Raw genomic sequence first — 17,974 nt, 5'->3', positions numbered from 1 at the left:
GGCCTCACGCTACCGAGTCGGGGCGCGGGTCAGAGATGGGGTGCGACGAGTGCGTCGTAGCGTCGCTTGACGGTCGCGACGGCCTCGGCGGGCGGCTCGGCCCAGATGTCCTCGTTGAAGATCTCGGACTCGATGTCGTCGTCGTACCCGGTGGCCGCGACGAGCCGCGTGATCGTCGGGAAGTCGATGAACCCGTCGCCCATGTACCCCCGCGAGTGCAGCGGCTCGGCGGCCAACGGCAGGTTCCAGTCGCACACCTGGTAGCTGAACAGCTTGCCGAGGCGTCCGGCACGGGCGATCGCGGCGGAAAGGTTCGGATCCCACCACACGTGGTAGGTGTCGACCACCGCGCCGACGTGATCGGAGCCGACCTCCTCGGCGATGTCGAGGGCCTGGTCGAGCGTCGAAACCACCGCCCGGTCGGCCGCGAACATGGGGTGCAGGGGTTCGATGGCGAGCTTGACGCCCTCGGCCTCGGCGAACGGCGCGATGGCCGCGATGTTCTCCGTGACGCGCCGCCGCGTGGCGACGAGATCCTTCTCACCGTCCAACAACCCCCCCACCACGAGGACGACCGTCTGCGTGCCGAGCGCCACCGCCTCGCGGATGGCGTCCTCGTTGTCGCGGATCGCCGCGGCGCGGGCGTCCGGATCGGCCGCGGTGAGGAAGCCACCGCGGCACAGCGTCGAGACCCGCAGGCCCTCGCGCCGCGCGAGCGCGGCGGTCTCGGCCAGGCCGTGAGCGGCGACGTTCTGCCGCCACAGGCCGATGGCCTCCAGCCCGTTGGCCTTGACCGCCGCGACGGCGTCCGGCATCGACGCCGGCTTGATGGTCCACTGGTTGATGGACAGGCTCATCAGAGGTCGGCCTCGGTCAGCGGCTCGAGGTCGATGCGGCGTCCGTCCGCGGCGGCCTGCAACCCCACCTCGGCCAGCCGGACGCCGCGAGCGCCGCTCAGCAGGTCGTAGGGGTACGGCTCGTCGAGGACGACGGCGCGGAGGAACTCCTCCCACTGCACCTTGAAGCCGTTGTCGTACACCTCGCGCTCGGGCACCTCGAGCCAGAAGTCGCGGTGGTTGATCGGGTCGGGGATGTCGGGGTTCCAGACCGGCTTCGGCGTCAGCTCGCGCGGCTGGATGCGCGCCTTGTGCAGGCCGACGACCGCCGAGCCCTTCGTCCCATCGATCTGGAACTCGACGAGCTCGTCGCGGTGCACGCGGACGTCCCAGCTCGAGTTGAGGCTCACGATGACGCCGTTCTCCAGCACGAACAGCCCGTAGGCGGCGTCCTCGGCGGTGGCGGTGTACTCCTCACCCTGCTCGTCCCAGCGCTTCGGGATGTGGGTGGCGATCGTGGTCTGCACCGACGCGATGCGGCCGAACAGCTCCTCGATCACGTAGTTCCAGTGCGGGTACATGTCGGTGACGATGCCGCCGCCGTCCTCGGTGCGGTAGTTCCACGACGGACGCTGGCTGGGCACCCAATCACCCTCGAACACCCAGTAGCCGAACTCGCCGCGCACGCTCAGGATGTCGCCGAAGAAGCCGGAGTCGATGAGGTCCTTCAGCTTGCGCAGGCCGGGCAGGTAGAGCTTGTCGTGCACCACGCCGGCCTTGACGCCCGCCTCCTTGGCCTCGCGGGCCAGGGCGAGGGCGTCCTCGAAGGACTCGGCGGTGGGCTTCTCGGTGTAGATCGCCTTGCCGGCCTTCATGGCCTTGCGGAGGTTCTCGGCGCGGAGCTGGGTGATGAGCCCGTCGAAGTAGATCTGGAAGTCGTCGTCGGCCAGTGCCTCGTCGAGGTCGGTGGTCCAGTCGTCGATGCCGTGGCGCTCTGCCACCTCGGAGATCTTGGCGGCGTTGCGGCCCACGAGCTTGAGGCGGATCGGCACGCGCGTGCCGTCCGGCAGCAGAATGCCACCCTCGTCACGGATCGGGAGCAGCGACCGGACGAGGTGCTGCCGATAACCCATACGCCCCGAGGCGCCGTTGACGATGATGCCAAGGGATTCGGTCATGGGTGTTCAAGCCTCCTGAACTGCTCCGCCGCGCTGCGGACGATTGGTAAGCGCTTACCACAGTTTAGGGAGCGCCTCGCCGTGGAGTCAAGGGCCACTGAGGTGCCGGGCTTGTCCTCGAGGCGACGAAAAGGCGCCACTCGATCGCACCGTGGTGCGCGTTCTGAGCGTGCGCACGCGAATGAGTGCGCACTCACCGTCGCCTTTTCGTCGCGGACCGGCAACGACCAGCCCGCGGGGCGTCACATCTGGTCGGGAGCCTGGATGCCGAGCAGGTCGAGCCCGGTGGCCAGCACCTTCTTCACCGTGGCGCACAGCGCGAGCCGCGAGGAGCGCACCGCACCGTCGGCCTTGAGCACCGGGCACTGCTCGTAGAACGTGCTCATCGCCGTGGCCAGCTCGAAGAGGTAGGTGCACAGCTTGTGGGGCTGCAGGTCGGCGGCCACCGTCTCCACCACCTCGCCGAACCGGCTCAGTTGCAGGGCGAGCGCCTGCTCGGCCGGCTCGTCGAGCACGGTGATCCGCTCCCACGCATACCCCTCGGCCTCGGCCCGGCGCAGGATCTGGGTGGCGCGGGCATGGGCGTACTGCAGGTAGGGGCCGGTGTCCCCCGTCGTGGCCGTCATGCGCTCGGCGTCGAAGACGTAGTCCTTCTGCAGTTGGTTCGACAGGTCGGCGTACTTCACGGCCGCCATCGCGATGGGGCGGGCGGCCACCTCCTCCGCCTCGTCCAGCAGGGACTGCAGCGTGACCGTCTTCCCGGCGCGCGTCCGCAGCATCTTGCCGTCGGTGCCGAGCACCGAGCCGAACGCGACGTGCTCGGCGCTCACGGTCTCGGGAAGGTACCCGGCGAGGCGCGACACGGCGAAGACCTGGGCGAAGTGGTGGGTCTGGGGCATGCCGACCACGTAGATGATCCGCTGGGCGCCGAGCTGCGTGGTGCGGTAGCGAATCGCGGCCAGATCGGTGGCCGCGTAGCCGAAGCCGCCGTCGCTCTTGCGGACGATGAGCGGCGCGTCCTGCCCCTCGAGGAAGACGCAGAGCGCCCCGTCGTCGACGACGGCGATGCCCCGGCGGGCCAGATCGTCGGCCACGTCGGCCAGCATGGCGTTGTAGAGCGACTCCCCCGCCAGGTCGTCATCGGTCAGCAGGACGCCGAGGCGCGCGTATGCCTCGTTGAAACCCGCCTTGGACACCTCGATCAGCGTCTGCCAGATCTCCATCGTCCGCGGATCGCCGCCCTGCAGGGCCACCACGCGGCGGCGGGCGGCGTCGGCGAACGCCTCGTCGGCCTTGAACCGTTCCTGGGCCTGCTTGTAGAGCGCGACGGACCCGTCAAGATCGAGGCCGGCCGCATCCACCCCCTCGTCGAGGATGTACTCGACCAACATGCCGAACTGGGTGCCCCAGTCGCCGATGTGGTTCTGCGCGATGACGGTGTCGCCCCGGGCGGCCAGCACCCGGTGGAAGCAGTCACCGATGATCGTGGAACGCAGGTTGCCCACGTGCATGGGCTTCGCGACGTTGGGGGCGGAGTAGTCGATGACGACGGTCTGCGGGTGCTCGGTCTGGGTGATGCCGGTGTGCGGATCGGCCAGCAACTCGGACGCCGCCGCCGCGAGCACGCCCGACTTCAGCCGGAAGTTGAGGAACCCCGGGCCGGCCACCTCGAGCGGCTCGCACAGGTCGGCGACGTCGATCCGCTCCGCCAGCTCGGCCGCCAGCTCGCGCGGTGGGCGTCCCTCGCCCTTGGCGAGGCGCAGCGCGACGTTGGACTGGAAGTGCCCGAACTGGGGCTTCGTGGCGGGCCGCATCTCGGGGTCGATCCCGGTAGCGGCCTGCACCCGCTCGGTGAGCTGGGAGAGCAGAGACGACATGATCCCCATGATCCCACAGGCCGTCGCGTCCCCCGGCGGACGCCCGCCCCGCGCGACGCCGCCGGGCACAGGCCGCCACCCTGCCCTACACGCCGCCACCCCGCCCGACGCGCACCTCCCTGCCGTTGCAACGCCAGGGGGGTGGGTTCCGGACAGGGAGGCGCAGCCAACGGCAGGGAGGCGATCCCGTGACCAGGAGGCGGCGTCCGGCGCTCAGGATGCCAGGGCCGCGGCGACGGCGTCCGGGTCGCCGTCGAGGGAGGGCGTCCGCCGGGACACGAGATCCCACACCATCTTGAGGTTCGCGCCCAGCTCGCGGGCGGCGAACTCGTTCCACCGGCGCGAGGTGGCGCGGACGGAGACGTCGCCGACGCCGACGGCGTCCACCCCCACCGCCCGGCACGTCGCGACCGCGCGGGGCAGGTGGTAGCGCTGGCTCACGAGCAGCGCGTTCGTCACGCCGAACACCTCGCGCGCCCGCACGCAGGTGTCGTAGGTGTCGAGGCCGTGTTCGTCCTCCACGACGCGCTCGGCGGGGACGCCGGCGGCCACGAGATACGCCTTCATGTTCGTGGTCTCGTTGTGGTGGGCATCGTCGTTGTCGCCGCTCACGACGAGCACGCGGGCCCTGCCGCCCTCGTACAGCTCCACCCCCAGGTCGAGGCGGGCCCGCAGGTAGGGCGACGGCTCCCCCGAGGCGTACATCTCGGCGCCGAACACGATCGCCACGTCCTGCGCCGGCGCCTCGTCGGCGGCGAAGACCCGATCGGACGCCATGGCCCGGGCCCACACGGCGGGCGCCGCGACGCCGAGCGCGGCCACCCCGCCGAGACACGCCAGCCAGACCACCGCGCGCAGCACGGGGCGTCGGCCTCGCGTCATGCCCGCCCCTCCCCGCGTCCCGGTCGGCGCGCGGCCAGGGTGAACGTGCACGGCAGACGCTCGGGTCGATCGGTGAGGCGGTACTCCCCGGCGTCGTCGGGCGTCATCAGCCCCGGCAGGGCGTCCCATGGGGCCGAATCGTGTTCGACCAGCAGCTCCAGCACCAGACCCGCGTCCATCACCGCCGTGACGATCTCGGCCAGCCCGTGGTTCCACTCGTGGGACTCCGGCGCCGCCACCTCCCCCTCTCCCGCGTAGCTCCGCTCGTCGCGCCACGTGATGCCCTCGGCGGTCTCGAAGTACGGCAGCTCCAACGCCGGGGTCGCCTGCCCCGGGCCGGAGAGCCACGGCTGTTGGGCGCGATCGGGGTGGTCGTCGCGCACGACGACGCCCAGGGCACTCAGCAACACGGGGTGCCCGTCGCGGACGAACAGCCGGCCACCCGGGCGCAGCAGCGCGGCCACGACCTGCGCCCACCGTTTGATGTCCGGCAGCCAGCACAGGGCTCCGATGCCCGTGTACACCAGGTCGAAGCGCCGGCCGCCCAGGGCCTCGACCGCGTCGTACACGTCGGCCCTCACGTAGTCGATGTCGGCCCCGGCCCGCTCGGCGAGCGCCCGGGCGTGCTCGAGCGATCGGCCCGACAGGTCCAGGCCCGTCATGCGGGCCCCCAGGCGTGCCAGGCTGATCGTTTCGAGGCCGAGGTGGCACTGCAGGTGCACCCCGTCCCTCCCGGCCACGTCCCCCAGCCGGGGCAGATCGAACCGGACGACCGACGACAGCCAGGAGGGGTCGTCCACCGCGTCGAGCGGGTAGCCGCCCGGGCCAGCGTGCACGTCGGCCCGGGCGTCCCAGTTGGCGCGGTTGACCTCCCGGTGGTCGGCCGGGCTCACGCCCGGTGGGCCCGGTAGTACTCGATGAGCCCTCGGGTGGACGGATCCTGGTCGGCCAGGGCGGAGGCGTCCCCGGTGATCGCCGGCACGATCTGCTTCGCCAGCACCTTGCCCAGCTCGACGCCCCACTGGTCGAAGCTGTTGATGCCCCACACGACGCCCTGGGTGAAGGTGATGTGCTCGTACAGCGCGATGAGCTGGCCCACCACGGACGGGGTCAGCGCGGGCGCCATGATGGAGGTCGTCGGCCGGTTGCCCGGAAACACCTTGGCGCTCACCAGATCCTCCGCGACGCCGTCCTCGCGCACCTCGGCCGCCGTCTTGCCGAACGCCAGCGCCTTGGTCTGGGCGAAGAAGTTCGCCAGGAACAACTCGTGCACGTCGACGTCGCCGTCCTTGATCGGGTGTGCCGGGGTGGCGACCGCGATGAAGTCGGCGGGGATCAGCTGCGTGCCCTGGTGGATGAGCTGGTAGAAGGCGTGCTGCCCGTTCGTGCCCGGCTCACCCCAGAACACCTCGCCGGTCTCGGTGTCGACCGGCGACCCGTCGGCCTTGACCCCCTTGCCGTTGGACTCCATCGTGAGCTGCTGCAGGTAGGCCGCGAAGCGGTGGAGGTACTGGGCGTACGGCAGCACGGCGTGGGTGGACGCCTTGAAGAAGTTCACGTACCAGACGTTGAGCAGCCCCATCAGCGCGGGCACGTTCTCCCGCCACGGCGCGGACGCGAAGTGCTCGTCGATCTGGTGGAAGCCGTCCAGGAAATCGGCGAAGTTCTCGGGCCCGATCGCCACGACGACGGCGGTGCCGACCGCCGAATCCACCGAGTACCGGCCGCCCACCCAGTTCCAGAACCCGAAGGCGTTCGCCGGGTCGATGCCGAACTCCTCCACCAGGTCCAGCGCCGTCGAGACGGCCGCGAAGTGCTTCGCGATCGCCCCGTCGGCGGCCACGCCCGCGTCGGCCAGCCCGGCGAGGAACCAGTCGCGCGCCATGCGCGCGTTCGTCATGGTCTCCAGGGTCGTGAACGTCTTGGACGCCACGATGAAGAGTGTGCGGGTCGGGTCGAGATCCCGCGTCTTCTCGTGGACGTCGGTCGGGTCGATGTTGGAGACGAACCGCACCTCGGGGCCGTCCGCATAGGGCTTCAGCGCCTCGTACACCATCACCGGGCCGAGGTCGGAACCGCCGATGCCGATGTTGACGACCGTGGTGATCGTCTCGCCGGTCACGCCGGTCCACTCCCCCGAGCGCACCTTGCGCGCGAAGGCGTACACCTGCTCGAGCGTGGCATGGACGTCGGCCACCACGTCGACGCCGTCCACCACCAACGAGTCGCCCTTCGGACGCCGCAGCGCCGTGTGGAGCACCGCGCGGTCCTCCGTCGTGTTGATGTGCTCCCCGGCCAGCATGGCGTCGCGCTTGGCGGCCAGACCGACCTCATCGGCCAGTTCCACCAGCGCACCCAGCACCGCCTCGTTCAGCAGGTTCTTGGACAGGTCGACGTGCAGGTCACCCGCGGTCAGGGTCAGATCCTTTGCCCGGTCGGGGTCCGCGGCGAACCAGCCGCGCAGGTCGGGACGGAAGCCGTCCTTGAGGTCAGCGAGCTTGTGCCACGCGTCCGTGGCGGTCACGTTCGTCATGGATCTCAGCCTACGGCGTCCCTCCGACACCCCGGGCCCCGCAAACAAAACGACGCCCGCTCCCAGTTGGGGGAGGAGCGGGCGTCGCGGATGGGGGTGCAATCAGAGCTTCACCGACACGTGCACGTGGTCGTAGTGGTTCGCGGTGATGCTGCCCCGGTCGGCCATCGGGCGCCAGTAGGGGCGGTAGGGCGTCCAGATCTTCTGCTCGAAGATGATGTGGTCGATGCCGAACGCGTCGGCGTTGGCGGCCACGTAGTTGGCCACGGCCCAGCCCTTCGCCGAGTCCTTGAACGTCATGAAGTCGATCGCACCGCCGTACTGGTGGTTCGACAGGCTGCTCGCGCGGTAGCCGCCGATCGACTGGAACGACCACTTCGCGGTGACCGCGTTGTAGACGACCATCGCCTTCGGCTTGAGGCCGAGCACCGAGCCGCCGGAGTAGGAGGTCGACCCCGTGTAGGTCTCGGCGCTGCCGGACGAGGACGCGGCCGCCGCGGATGCCGTGCCCGAGGACGCCTTGCTCGCGGACGCGGTGCCGGAGGACGCCTTGCTGCTCGACGCGGCGGCGGTCGCCACGGGCTTGGGGGTCTCGACGACGGGCGGGGTGTCGGCCAGCAGCTCGTCGTAGACCCAGGCGACCTTGCCGTCGTGGTTGACCTGGCGGTAGCCGTTCTCCACCTTGTCGGTGACGGCGATCTTGTCGCCCACCTTCAGGCTGCCGAGCTTGTCGGAGTCCTGCGTCGCGCGGGCCCGCAGGCTCGCGGTCTTCTGCGCGTACTTGTCGCCGGCGGCGGCACCGATGGACGTGGTCCAGGAGCCGACGGCGAACGTGACGGGCTCCGCCACCGGCTCGGCGGGGGCCTCGGCAGCAGCATCGGCCGGTACCTCGGCAGCAGCATCGGCCGGCACCTCGGCGGCACCCTCAGCAGGCACCTCGGCGGTGGCGTCGTCAGCGGCGAGGGTCTCGGCGCTCTCCAGCGCGGCGCGCGCATCGGTGCGCGAGGTGGCGTCGTCCGCGCGGACGGGGGCCGGGACGGCCACGGCGGTCTCGGTGCCCTTCAGCCCGAACGACAGGCCGGTCACACCACCCAGCAGGGCCAGCGAGACGGCCGTGGGGGCGATGCGCGCACGGAGGAGCTGACCCTGGGTGCGGGCCTGCCGACGCGGGGAGGCGTTGAACGCCTCGGCCTGCGCCTGCTCCGGGCACTCGACAGCGGTCTCCGAGAGGCGACGAGGATTCGACATGAGGCGGTCTCCGAACGTGTTACAGGTAAGTGACTCCACAAAGTTAGCTGAGAAAGTCTCAGCCGCAAACTGGGGCGTCCCTCAGGACTCGGGAGTTGCCAGCAGTTGCACGAATCCCTGGCACCGCCGCCGCACCTCGGACGGCTCGTTTGGCGTCTTCCCCCCCGTCTCGGGCTGCAGGATCACGCCCTCGACGCTCACCGCCGCAGCGCCCGCCTGGAGCCACATCTCAGCCTGGTAGCGCTCGAGCCGCCCTGCGGCGACGAGCGGCACCCCGGGGAACAGCGGCGGCAGCGAGCGGGCATACCCGGAGCCCATCACGTCGGCCGGCGTCACCTGCACCGCCTCGGCGCCCGCGCTGAGCGCGGCGGCAATCTCCTGCGGGGTCAGCCCGCCGGTCAGCAGCGGCACATCCCCGGCCGCCTCGACCATCTCGGGCAGGTGCACGGGCGCGCTGACGAAGTGCGCCCCGGCCTCGACCGCCGCGCGGACGCCGGCGGCGTCCACCACGTGCCCCACGCCCACGCGCGCGCGCCGCGCGTAGAGGGAGAGCACGTCGGGCAGCAGCGCGAGCTGGCTGTGGGGCAGCTGCCACGTGCGGAACCCCTCCATGAGCAACACCTCGGCCGCCGGCACCCAGTCGGCGAAGCCGTCCGGGGGAAAGCAGACGACCACACGCTGGCCGCGGAAGGCCGCCTCGAGCACGCTCATGGCCCCATCATGCCGCAGGCCAGCCACCGCCCCTGCGGGCCACGGCAGCGGCGGCCGAGCGGGGCAACCGGGCAATAGGCGGCAACCACGCCACCCGACCAGCCGATTTGGCGGCATCGGCTGTGGAATGGATGTGTGCCCACCGCTCCAGCCGCCGATGTCGTGATCGACGACGCCCTCGTGGCCGATCTGCTCGCCGAGCAGGCACCCGACCTCGCCGATCTGCCGCGCAGCGCGTTCGACTCGGGGTGGGACAACGAGCTCTACCAGATCGGCGACGGTCTGATCGCCCGCTTCCCACGCCGCGAGGCGTCCTCCTCCCTCGTTGAGAACGAGGTGCGCTGGCTGCCGAGGCTGGCCGTCGGGCTCGACGTCGACGTGCCGCAGCCCGTGTTCGTCGGCCGGCCCAGCGAGCGCTACCCCTGGGTGTGGTCGGTGGTCAACCTCATTCCCGGGGTCGGCGCCTCGCGCGTCACCCCGGCCGAGCGCACCGGTTTCGCCGAGCAGCTCGCCGACGCCCTCTGGTGCCTCCACCTGCCGGCCTCCCCCGACGCGCCGCTCAACCCCGTCCGCGGGGTCTCCTTGGCGCAGGAACGCTTCGACGCCCGCGTCCGCGAGCGCGCCGCCGGGTTCGCCGAGGCGGACGCCCTGCTCGCCCGCTGGGACGCCTGGTCGCACGCGCCGGAGTTCGACGGCGTCGACGTCTGGGTGCACGGCGACCTCCACCCCCACAACCTGATCACCGACGGCCACGGCACCCTCACCGGCATCATCGACTGGGGTGACCTCACCGCCGGCGACCCGGCCACCGACCTGGCCACCGCGTGGCTGACCTTCGACGCCGACGGACGCCGCATCTTCACCGAGCGCCTCGACGACGGCGGCCTCGTGGACGCGGCGACCTGGCAGCGCGCCAAGGCGTGGGCCCTGCATCTCGGCCTCATCTTCGCGACGATGAGCGACGACTCCCCCGAGCTCTTCGCCGTCGGTCAGCACACGCTGGCCCAGGTATTGGCCGAGCCCGTCTGACCCACCCGCCCGCGAGGCTCAGCTCACCCCACCGCGGATGAAGTTGCTCCAGCTCCGCGACGCCGTCGGGCCCCGCTGCCCCTGGTAGTGGCTGCCCCGCTCCCGCGTGCCGTAAGGGTGCTCGGCGGCCGAGCTGAGTTGGAAGAAACACAACTGCCCGATCTTCATGCCCGGCCAGAGCTTGATGGGCAGCGTGGCGACGTTGCTCAGCTCCAGGGTCACGTGGCCGGTGAACCCCGGGTCGACGAACCCCGCGGTCGCGTGCGTCAACAACCCGAGCCGACCCAGCGAGCTCTTGCCCTCGACGCGGGCGGCGAGGTCGTCCGGCAGCGTCACCTCTTCCAGGGTCGAGGCGAGCACGAACTCGCCGGGGTGCAGCACGAAGGCCTCGTCCGGGTCGACCTGCACGAGCCGGGTCAGCTCGGGCTGCTCCTCGCCCGGGTCGATGAACGGGTACTTGTGGTTGTCGAACAGCCGGAAGTGGCGGTCGAGGCGCACGTCGACACTCGAGGGCTGGATCAGCGCGGCGTCGAACGGGTCGAGCCGGACGCGTCCGGCATCGATCTGGGCGGAGATGTCGCGGTCTGACAACAGCACGCTCCGCAGCCTAACGGAGGCCACGGGTGGACCCGGACGACCGTCCGGCGGCCGCGGGCGTAGGGTGAGCCGGTGACCCACCCAGCAGCCGCCCCCGGCGGTACCGTGCCCGCGCCCGACGACGGCTCGCGCGAGCGCTCGATCGGCCTGGCGTCGGGTGTCGCGGCCTACGTGATCTGGGGCTTCTTCCCGCTGCTGTTCCCCCTGCTCAAGCCGTCCGGCCCGATGGAGATCCTCGCCCACCGCGTGGTGTGGTCGCTGGCCGCGGTCGGTCTCGTCCTGCTGGCGCTCCGGCGCCCGTGGGGGTGGCTGCGCGACGCCGCCCGCCGCGACAAGCTGCCCTGGCTGGCCGCGGCATCCCTGCTGATCGGGTTGAACTGGCTGACGTTCATCTGGGCCGTGAACTCCGCCCACGTGGTCGAGGCCAGCTTGGGCTATTTCATCAATCCCCTGGTCAACATCGTCCTCGGCGTCTGGCTGTTCGGCGAGCGCATGACCCGCGGCGGCCTGACCGGCACCCTGCTCGCGCTGGTCGGCGTCAGCGTCATCGCCTGGGAGAACTGGCGCGGCCTGTGGGTCTCGCTGCTCCTGGCGGCGTCCTTCGGTCTGTACGGGGTGGTCAAGAAGCGCGCGAAGCTCGGCGCGCTGGAGGGGCTGTTCGTCGAGTCGGGCCTGCTGGTTCCGCTCGCGCTGGCCTACTGGGCGTGGCTGGCCGCCACGGGTGCCAGCCATTTCGGGTCGGACGCCCGCGCGTCCGCCCTGCTCGTGCTCGCCGGCGTCCTCACCGCTCTGCCGCTGTGGTTGTTCGCGCTCGCGGCGCCGAGGCTGCCGTTCGGCGTCGTCGGCGTGCTGCAGTACCTCGGCCCCACGATTCAGTTCGGCCTCGGCATCACCGTGTTCGGCCAGGTGGTCGGGCTGTCGTACTGGGCGGGGCTGGTGCTCGTGTGGGCGGGCTCGGCGGTGTACCTGAGCTCGGTGTTCGCCCGCGCGCGCAAACAGCGGGTCACCCCGCCAGTCTGATCCGGACGCGGCGCCGCGCTCAGGCGTCCGGCCAGGTCCACCCGTCCATGCGGCCGAGGAAGTCATCGCTCGGGTCGCCGTCGTAGCCCTCCTCGAAGTGGGTGCAACGCGCGGCGTGCAGCACCTCGAGGGCGTTGAACACCCCCGAGGCGAACTCCTCGGCGAACAGGACGGCCAACGCCTCGCGCTGCGCCTCCGACAAGGACGCCAGCACCGTGTTCATGGCCTGCGGCGACGGATCGACGTCGGCGATCTCGTCCGCGTTGTCGTTCCAGACGCCCACGCGGACGCGCTGGGCGCTGATCTGGCCCTGACCCTGCGCGCACGACACCACCATGGCGTCGATCATCTGCCGGTACAGCCAGCGGGGATCTTCGGACATGGCTCCATCATGCCCTGCGTCAGGGCACCGTGCTCCCCCCGAGCTCAGTGCTCCTCGTTCGGGTCGGTCTCGGCATCGGCCTGGGTGCGGTGCACCGTGCCGGCGACGTGGTCCGGCGGGCCGTACAGGGTGTACAGCTTGAGATCGTCTCGGCCGGTGTTGGTGATGTTGTGCCAGGTGCCGGCGGGCACGAGCACGACGAAGTCGCCGGTGACGCGGCGGGTGTAGGTCAGCTCGTCCTCGGCCGGCCCCATCTGGACGCGCCCGGTGCCCTGCTCGACGCGCAGGAACTGGTCGGTGTCGGGGTGCACCTCCAGGCCGATGTCGCCGCCCGGCGGGATGGTCATGTAGGTCAACTGGAGGTGCTCGCCGGTCCAGATGGTCTTGCGGAAGTGCTTGTTGGCCAGCGTCGCCTTCTCGACGTTCACGACGTAGGGCTGGCGACCGTAGTCCTTCTGGAAGAGCACCGGCTTGCGGGCGGGCGGGCTCACCGGCGCCTCGGCCTCGACCAGCTGGGCAGCCTCGGCCTGCTCGGCCTCGATCGCGGCGGCCGCATCGGCCTCGACCTCGGCCGCCTGCGCCGCAGCCGCCTCCGCCTTCACCGCCTCGGCCTTCTTCTCGGCCTTGCGGGCCTTCTTCTCCTCCGCCTTGCGCAGCGCCTTGGCCTCGGCCTTGCGCGCCGCCTTCTTCTCAGCCTTCTTCTCGGCCTTCTTGCCCATGGGCACCTCCTCGGTTGGCCTCCGATCCTAGTGCGCTGCGGCTGATCCGGGGGCTGGCGGCACCGGCGGCGTCCCACTAGGGTCGGGAGCATCGCGTCGCCGCGGCGCGGACCCACTCACGAAGGAGCATCCCGTGACCGAGAACACCGAACCCCTCAGCGACGACGAGCTCATCACGTCCGGTTCCGGCGTGGAGACGCCCGGCCCGCAGGCCTCCGGCGGTGACGCGGACGGCGTCGACGGCGGGGATGCCGATGGCACCGACGGCGACAGCACCGACGGGGTGGACGGCGACTCCTCCGACGCCGACGGCGTCGACGGCGGGGATGCCGACGGCACCGACGGCGACAGCACCGACGGGGTGGACGGCGACTCCTCCGACGCCGACGGCGTCGACGGCGGGGATGCCGACGGCACCGACGGCGACAGCACCGACGGGGTGGACGGCGACTCCTCCGACGCCGACGGCGTCGACGGCGGGGATGCCGACGGCACCGACGGCGACAGCACCGACGGGGTGGACGGCGACTCCTCCGACGCCGACGGCGTCGACGCCTGAGCGATGGACCCACTCGATCTGCTCTCCGGCGACGCCCACACCTTCATCGAGGAGGTGTGGGGTCGCCGGATCCACGTCCACACCATCCCCGAGGCCGACCTGGCCGGGCTGTTCGACATCGAGCAGGCCGACCACCTGATCACCCAGACCGCACTGCGGACGCCGCAGCTGCGCCTCGCCCAATCCGGCTCGGTGCTCGCCGAGAGCCGCTTCACGCGGCAGGCGTCCATCGCCGGCAAGCCGATGACGGGGCTGATCGACCCCCGCAAGGTGCTCGACCTGTTCTCCGACGGCGCCACCATCGTCTTCCAGGGGTTGCAGCGCTACTGGGAGCCGCTGCGCCAGCTCGTCCGCGGCCTCGAGACCGCGCTCGGCCACCCCTGCCAGGCCAACGCCTACCTGACCCCGCCCGGTTCGCAGGGCTTCGCGCTGCACTCCGACAGCCACGACGTGTTCGTGTTCCAGACGTTCGGCGCCAAGGAGTGGGAGGTCCACGACGACGCGGGCGCCCACCAGGTGCGCATGGTGCCGGGCACGAGCATGTACCTGCCCACCGGCACGCCGCACATGGCGCGCACGCAGGCGACCGCGTCCCTGCACGTCACGATCGGCATCAACCGCTACGTGTGGCGCGACTTGGTGCGTCGGGTCGTCGACCCGATCCTCGCCGCCGACGCCTTGGCGGGCCCGCTGCCGGCGGATCTGTTCGCCGATCCGGACGCCCTCGCCGCCGCCCTGCGGGCCAAGCTGGCCGAGGTGGCCGACGCGGTGCGCACCAGCGAGGTCGAGCCCATGCTGGCGTCCTTCGAGCGCACGTTCGGCTCCGGACGCCAACCTGTGCTGGGCGGCGGCCTGCTCGACCGGTTGGATGTCACCGATCTCACCGCCGACACCCCAGTGCGGCGACGTCCGGGCAGCACCTGCGTGATCCGGCCCGACGGCGAGCGCCTGCGCCTGCTGCTGGGCGACCGCGTCCTGACCGTGCCGGCCCGGATCGCGGGGGCGGTGGACGACATCGCCGGCCAGTCCGGCGCGTTCACCGCGGCCGACGTGGCCGACCACCTCGACACCGACAGCGCGGTCGTGCTGGTCCGCCGGCTCGTGCGTGAGGGGTTGCTGGAAGTGGTGCGGTGACGCCGGACGCCGTCGCGGCACCCCCGGAGCCCTTTCGTTGCGCGGCGGCGAGCGAGGCGCGCTCCGAGCCGCTGACGGCAACGGCGTCCACGGTCGGGCGGTTCGTGCTGCTGGAGGACCCGGGCCCGTGGGGCCCCGCGGTGCTCCGCAACCGACGGTTGGCGCCCGAGGTGCGCGGCCGGCTGAGGGCGTGGGAGCGGGAGCTCGGCGTCCGGCCGGTGCTGATCCGCCGGCCCGGGCGCGGTGAGCCGGGCCCCCGGCGGGTGTTCGTGGTGAACGCGGCGCACGGGTGGGTGGAGACGACGCGCGTGGCCGACCCGGCCGAGCTGCTGGACTGGGACCTCGCCGGGGTGCGGACGCCCGACGGCGTCGGCCTGCCGCGCTGGGACGAACCGCTCCTGCTCGTGTGCACCCACGGGCGCCACGACGCCTGCTGCGCCGAGCGCGGGCGTCCGCTGGCCGCGGCGCTGGCGCACCGGTGGCCGGCGCAGGTGTGGGAGTCGTCCCACCTCGGCGGCGACCGTTTCGCCGCCAACCTCCTTTGCCTCCCGGACGCCCACGCCTACGGCCGGCTGACCCCGGAGTCTGGTCCGGTCGTCGTGGCCGAGCACCTCGCCGGGCGGCTGTCGCTGGAGCACCATCGCGGCCGCACGACCGTGCCGTGGGTGGCGCAGGCAGCCGAGGCGGCGGTGCGGCGCCAGCTCGCCGAGAGGCGGTTGGGCGCCGTGACCTCACGCGTGCTGCAGCGCGACCCCGGCGGCGCGGAGGTCGCGGTGGTCGCCGCGGGCCACACCCACCGGGTGCGGGTCGACGTGGCGTCCGCTCCGCCCGCCCAGCTCACCTGCTCGGCGTCGCTCCCCCAGCCGGCGCCGGTCCACACGGCTCGGCTGCGGGATGGAGGCGCCGTCACCCCAGCGTGATCGGATTCAGCCCGTGGGCCCGGGCCGCCTCGGCCAGCCGGGTGCCGCGGGTCAGTGCTGTTCCTCGGCCAACCGGGCCTGGATCTCCCGGGCTCCCGCGCGCAGGGCGGCCACCATGGGTCGCACGAGCCGCGGCTCGAAGCGGCTGGCCGGCATCGCCAACCCCAGGGACGCGACCGCGACGCCGTCCGCCCCGTGCACGGCGTGGCCAATGGCGAGTACACCCCGCTCGGACAGACCCTTGTTCAGGGCGAACCCCTGCTCGCGCACGGAGGCCAGCCGCGTGAGCAGCAAAGCCAGATCCGGCTTCTCCTCGTCGTCGGCGGCCTGGTCGTACAGCTCCTCCACCGCGTCGTCGGAGAGTTCCGCCAGCAGCGCCAGGCCGCCCGAGGTGCGGTGCGCGGGGAACACCATCCCCGTGCGGTGGCCGACCCGCAGCGTCCGCTCGCACTCCACCTCGGCGACGAACCGGACGAGCCGACCCGTACGAACCGTGAGCGTCGCGGTCTCCTCAAAGGTTTCCATGAGCCGCACCATGCGTGGCAGGGCGGCCGTGCGGAGGCGTCCGGTGCCCCCCTGGGCCCGGCCGACGGACGCGAGCACCGGCCCGACGCGGTAGCCGCGGCCCTCGCGGGTCGCGAAGTCGCGGTAGACGAGCATGGCCAGGAGGCGGTGGGCGGTGCTCGGCGCGACGCCCAGGTGCGCGGCGGCGTCCGTCACCGTGACGAGTCCCTCGAGCTGCAGCAGGGCCGCCAGACGCAGCGCGTGGTCAACGCTCGCGATCGCGTACGGGGGCCGCTCCTTCACGGTGCGGGCGGGCTGCGGCATGGCGCATCTTCTCACGATCCGACCACACAATTCTGTCTTGCAGAAAACTGTTCCGCCGCCGCGGCGCCCTGCCGCACTGTTTCCGCCATGACGACAACGCTGTCTACGCGTCGCGGTACGCGTACCAAGCCCGCCTGGCTGGTCATCGCCCTGTGCTGGCTCATCGTGGTCCTCGACGGCTACGACCTCATCGTGTACGGCACCACGCTGCCGACCATCATGGCCATCACGGAGCCGGGTTGGAACCTCAACCCCACCGAGGCCGGCTTCATGGGATCGCTCGTGTTCGTGGGCGCCCTGTTCGGCGCCCTGGGCGCCGGCGACATCGCCGACCGGCTGGGCCGCAAGAAGACCGTGCTGGCCTGCGGGCTGGTCTTCACGGTGTTCACCGTGGCGATCTTCTTCGCCGTGAACAAGGAGATGTTCGGGGTGTTCCGGTTCCTCGCCGGCATCGGTCTCGGCGGCCTCGTGCCGTCGGCCAACGCGATCACGGCCGAGTTCGTCTCGGCCCGCAAGCGCTCCTTCGTCTCGACGGTCATGATGTCCGGCATCCCCATCGGCGGCTCGATCGCCGCTCTGCTCGGCCTGGTCATGCTGCCCGAGCCGGGCTGGCGCACCATGTACGCCCTGGCCGGTGTCGGATTCGTCATCCTCGCCGTCGCCGCCTGGATCATGCCCGAGTCGCCGTCCTGGCTACGCGCCCGCGGCCGCGAGGACGAGGCCCGGCGCATCGCCTCCGCCTGGGGCGTCGACCACACCCTCGAGGAGGTCGTCGCCGCCCACGCCGAGACGCCGACCGAGGCGGAGGCTGGATCCACCTCGCCGCGCCCCCGCGGCCTGCGCGCCCTGTTCTCCCAGCGGTGGGCCCTCGCGAGCGTGATGTTCGCGCTCGCGTCCATCTTCACGCTGTTCACCTGGTACGGCCTCGGCACCTGGCTGCCCAAGCTGATGGGTGCCGACCCGCACTACCGCACGCTGATGTTCAACCCGCTGTTGTTCCTGCTCAGCCTCAACATCGGTGCCGTCATCGGCTCGGTGGCCACCGCGTGGGCCGGCGTCCGCTTCGGGCCCCTGAAGTCCGGCATCGCCGCCGCGGCGCTGGCCGCCCTGGGCCTGGCCTTCCTCCTCACCTACCCGAGCGACCCGCTCGTGGCCAACCTCGCCCTCGTGTTCGCCGGCATCGGCACCCACGGCACCCAGTGCCTCGTGCTGGCCGCGATCGCGAGCCACTACCCGGCCAGCCTGCGCGGCTCCGCGCTCGGCTTCGGCACCGGCATGGGACGCATCGGCGCCATCACCGCCCCGATTCTCGGCGGCGCCCTCGTCACGCTGGCCGGCGCCAACGTCAGCCAGGGCACGAGCAGCAACTTCATCATGTTCGCCGTCGCCGCCGCCCTCGCGGCCCTCACCCTGCTCATCACCCTGGCCGTCTCGCGCCCGACCTCGGAGAAGCCCTCCGGCCCGGTCATCGGCCACTGACACACCTCAACCCACGGCACCCCACCGCACACCACCGAAGTC

General features: G+C 71.7%; 18 protein-coding genes. 6 read left to right on the top strand and 12 right to left on the bottom strand.

What is annotated here, in order from left to right; genetic code table 11:
- Nucleotides 1–29 precede the first annotated feature (29 nt).
- The 8 genes from IFY26_RS15150 to IFY26_RS15115 all read right to left on the bottom strand — a co-directional run bounded on the left by IFY26_RS15150 (nucleotide 30) and on the right by IFY26_RS15115 (nucleotide 9,265).
- Nucleotides 30–857, bottom strand: coding sequence for a sugar phosphate isomerase/epimerase family protein (locus tag IFY26_RS15150; protein WP_232549842.1), 828 nt, complete (start codon nucleotides 855–857; stop codon nucleotides 30–32).
- Nucleotides 857–2,014 carry a Gfo/Idh/MocA family protein gene (locus tag IFY26_RS15145; protein WP_232549841.1) on the bottom strand — a complete coding sequence of 386 codons (1,158 nt, stop codon included), beginning with the start codon at nucleotides 2,012–2,014 and terminating at the stop codon, nucleotides 857–859. The genes IFY26_RS15150 and IFY26_RS15145 overlap by 1 nt, the downstream gene beginning before the upstream one ends.
- Nucleotides 2,015–2,256: 242 nt before the next feature.
- The gene (gene argS, locus IFY26_RS15140) at nucleotides 2,257–3,891 is read right to left on the bottom strand and encodes an arginine--tRNA ligase (protein ID WP_232549840.1); all 1,635 of its coding nucleotides are present in this window, start codon (nucleotides 3,889–3,891) and stop codon (nucleotides 2,257–2,259) included.
- Nucleotides 3,892–4,104: 213 nt separating this feature from the next.
- Nucleotides 4,105–4,773, bottom strand: coding sequence for a SanA/YdcF family protein (locus IFY26_RS15135; protein ID WP_232549839.1), 669 nt, complete (start codon nucleotides 4,771–4,773; stop codon nucleotides 4,105–4,107).
- Nucleotides 4,770–5,666 (bottom strand): class I SAM-dependent methyltransferase, encoded by an 897-nt coding sequence (locus IFY26_RS15130; protein WP_232549838.1) that lies wholly within the window; start codon nucleotides 5,664–5,666, stop codon nucleotides 4,770–4,772. The genes IFY26_RS15135 and IFY26_RS15130 overlap by 4 nt, the downstream gene beginning before the upstream one ends.
- Nucleotides 5,663–7,315, bottom strand: a complete 1,653-nt coding sequence (pgi, locus tag IFY26_RS15125) for a glucose-6-phosphate isomerase (protein ID WP_232549883.1) — start codon at nucleotides 7,313–7,315, stop codon at nucleotides 5,663–5,665. The genes IFY26_RS15130 and pgi overlap by 4 nt, the downstream gene beginning before the upstream one ends.
- Nucleotides 7,316–7,408: 93 nt before the next feature.
- The gene (locus IFY26_RS15120; protein WP_232549837.1) at nucleotides 7,409–8,554 is read right to left on the bottom strand and encodes an SH3 domain-containing protein; all 1,146 of its coding nucleotides are present in this window, start codon (nucleotides 8,552–8,554) and stop codon (nucleotides 7,409–7,411) included.
- A gap of 81 nt (nucleotides 8,555–8,635) precedes the next feature.
- Nucleotides 8,636–9,265, bottom strand: coding sequence for a beta/alpha barrel domain-containing protein (locus tag IFY26_RS15115; RefSeq protein WP_232549836.1), 630 nt, complete (start codon nucleotides 9,263–9,265; stop codon nucleotides 8,636–8,638).
- Between the two features lie 135 nt (nucleotides 9,266–9,400).
- Here IFY26_RS15115 and IFY26_RS15110 point away from each other — a divergent pair, with 135 nt between their 5' ends.
- The gene (locus IFY26_RS15110) at nucleotides 9,401–10,294 is read left to right on the top strand and encodes an aminoglycoside phosphotransferase family protein (protein ID WP_232549835.1); all 894 of its coding nucleotides are present in this window, start codon (nucleotides 9,401–9,403) and stop codon (nucleotides 10,292–10,294) included.
- An 18-nt stretch (nucleotides 10,295–10,312) separates the two neighbouring features.
- Here the strand turns inward: IFY26_RS15110 and dcd are convergent, their stop codons facing one another.
- Entirely contained in the window at nucleotides 10,313–10,891 is a 579-nt protein-coding gene (gene dcd / locus IFY26_RS15105; RefSeq protein ID WP_232549834.1) for a dCTP deaminase, read from the bottom strand.
- Nucleotides 10,892–10,963: 72 nt separating this feature from the next.
- Between dcd and rarD the strand changes: the two genes are divergently transcribed.
- Entirely contained in the window at nucleotides 10,964–11,911 is a 948-nt protein-coding gene (gene rarD, locus IFY26_RS15100; protein ID WP_232549833.1) for an EamA family transporter RarD, read from the top strand.
- Nucleotides 11,912–11,930: 19 nt separating this feature from the next.
- Here the strand turns inward: rarD and IFY26_RS15095 are convergent, their stop codons facing one another.
- Nucleotides 11,931–12,293 (bottom strand): DUF6547 family protein, encoded by a 363-nt coding sequence (locus IFY26_RS15095; RefSeq protein ID WP_232549832.1) that lies wholly within the window; start codon nucleotides 12,291–12,293, stop codon nucleotides 11,931–11,933.
- Nucleotides 12,294–12,337: 44 nt separating this feature from the next.
- Nucleotides 12,338–13,012, bottom strand: coding sequence for a cupin domain-containing protein (locus tag IFY26_RS15090; protein ID WP_232549831.1), 675 nt, complete (start codon nucleotides 13,010–13,012; stop codon nucleotides 12,338–12,340).
- A gap of 133 nt (nucleotides 13,013–13,145) precedes the next feature.
- On the opposite strand from IFY26_RS15090, the gene IFY26_RS15085 reads away from it, so the two are divergent.
- From IFY26_RS15085 to IFY26_RS15075, 3 genes are read left to right on the top strand one after another with little or no spacing between them, the layout of a single operon-like run.
- Complete coding sequence (locus IFY26_RS15085) at nucleotides 13,146–13,571, top strand: hypothetical protein (RefSeq protein ID WP_232549830.1); 426 nt, start codon at nucleotides 13,146–13,148, stop codon at nucleotides 13,569–13,571.
- Nucleotides 13,572–13,574: 3 nt separating this feature from the next.
- Nucleotides 13,575–14,705 (top strand): JmjC domain-containing protein, encoded by a 1,131-nt coding sequence (locus IFY26_RS15080; protein WP_232549829.1) that lies wholly within the window; start codon nucleotides 13,575–13,577, stop codon nucleotides 14,703–14,705.
- Nucleotides 14,702–15,625, top strand: coding sequence for a sucrase ferredoxin (locus tag IFY26_RS15075; protein WP_332836203.1), 924 nt, complete (start codon nucleotides 14,702–14,704; stop codon nucleotides 15,623–15,625). The genes IFY26_RS15080 and IFY26_RS15075 overlap by 4 nt, the downstream gene beginning before the upstream one ends.
- Before the next feature lie 51 nt (nucleotides 15,626–15,676).
- On the opposite strand, the gene IFY26_RS15070 is transcribed toward IFY26_RS15075, so the two are convergent.
- Entirely contained in the window at nucleotides 15,677–16,453 is a 777-nt protein-coding gene (locus IFY26_RS15070) for an IclR family transcriptional regulator (RefSeq protein WP_232549828.1), read from the bottom strand.
- 87 nt (nucleotides 16,454–16,540) lie between these two features.
- On the opposite strand from IFY26_RS15070, the gene IFY26_RS15065 reads away from it, so the two are divergent.
- Nucleotides 16,541–17,932: an MFS transporter gene (locus IFY26_RS15065; RefSeq protein ID WP_232549827.1), complete on the top strand. Its 1,392-nt coding sequence runs from the start codon at nucleotides 16,541–16,543 to the stop codon at nucleotides 17,930–17,932.
- The last annotated feature ends 42 nt before the right edge of the window (nucleotides 17,933–17,974 follow it).

The organism is Propioniciclava soli (assembly GCF_014858005.1).
In the GTDB taxonomy this organism is placed as follows: Bacteria; Actinomycetota; Actinomycetes; order Propionibacteriales; family Propionibacteriaceae; genus Propioniciclava; species Propioniciclava soli.
Note: the sequence above shows the minus strand (reverse complement) of the source record. Positions and strands in the feature narration are given on the sequence as shown.

What these genes read in the sequence shown, in the direction of transcription:
- IFY26_RS15090 (WP_232549831.1), bottom strand. Translation starts at nt 13,012, where the DNA reads ATGGGCAAGAAGGCCGAGAAGAAGGCTGAGAAGAAGGCGGCGCGCAAG.
- IFY26_RS15070 (WP_232549828.1), bottom strand. Translation starts at nt 16,453, where the DNA reads ATGCCGCAGCCCGCCCGCACCGTGAAGGAGCGGCCCCCGTACGCGATC.
- IFY26_RS15120 (WP_232549837.1), bottom strand. Translation starts at nt 8,554, where the DNA reads ATGTCGAATCCTCGTCGCCTCTCGGAGACCGCTGTCGAGTGCCCGGAG.
- IFY26_RS15135 (WP_232549839.1), bottom strand. Translation starts at nt 4,773, where the DNA reads ATGACGCGAGGCCGACGCCCCGTGCTGCGCGCGGTGGTCTGGCTGGCG.
- IFY26_RS15115 (WP_232549836.1), bottom strand. Translation starts at nt 9,265, where the DNA reads ATGAGCGTGCTCGAGGCGGCCTTCCGCGGCCAGCGTGTGGTCGTCTGC.
- IFY26_RS15065 (WP_232549827.1), top strand. Translation starts at nt 16,541, where the DNA reads ATGACGACAACGCTGTCTACGCGTCGCGGTACGCGTACCAAGCCCGCC.
- IFY26_RS15095 (WP_232549832.1), bottom strand. Translation starts at nt 12,293, where the DNA reads ATGTCCGAAGATCCCCGCTGGCTGTACCGGCAGATGATCGACGCCATG.
- IFY26_RS15145 (WP_232549841.1), bottom strand. Translation starts at nt 2,014, where the DNA reads ATGACCGAATCCCTTGGCATCATCGTCAACGGCGCCTCGGGGCGTATG.
- argS (WP_232549840.1), bottom strand. Translation starts at nt 3,891, where the DNA reads ATGTCGTCTCTGCTCTCCCAGCTCACCGAGCGGGTGCAGGCCGCTACC.
- IFY26_RS15080 (WP_232549829.1), top strand. Translation starts at nt 13,575, where the DNA reads ATGGACCCACTCGATCTGCTCTCCGGCGACGCCCACACCTTCATCGAG.
- IFY26_RS15150 (WP_232549842.1), bottom strand. Translation starts at nt 857, where the DNA reads ATGAGCCTGTCCATCAACCAGTGGACCATCAAGCCGGCGTCGATGCCG.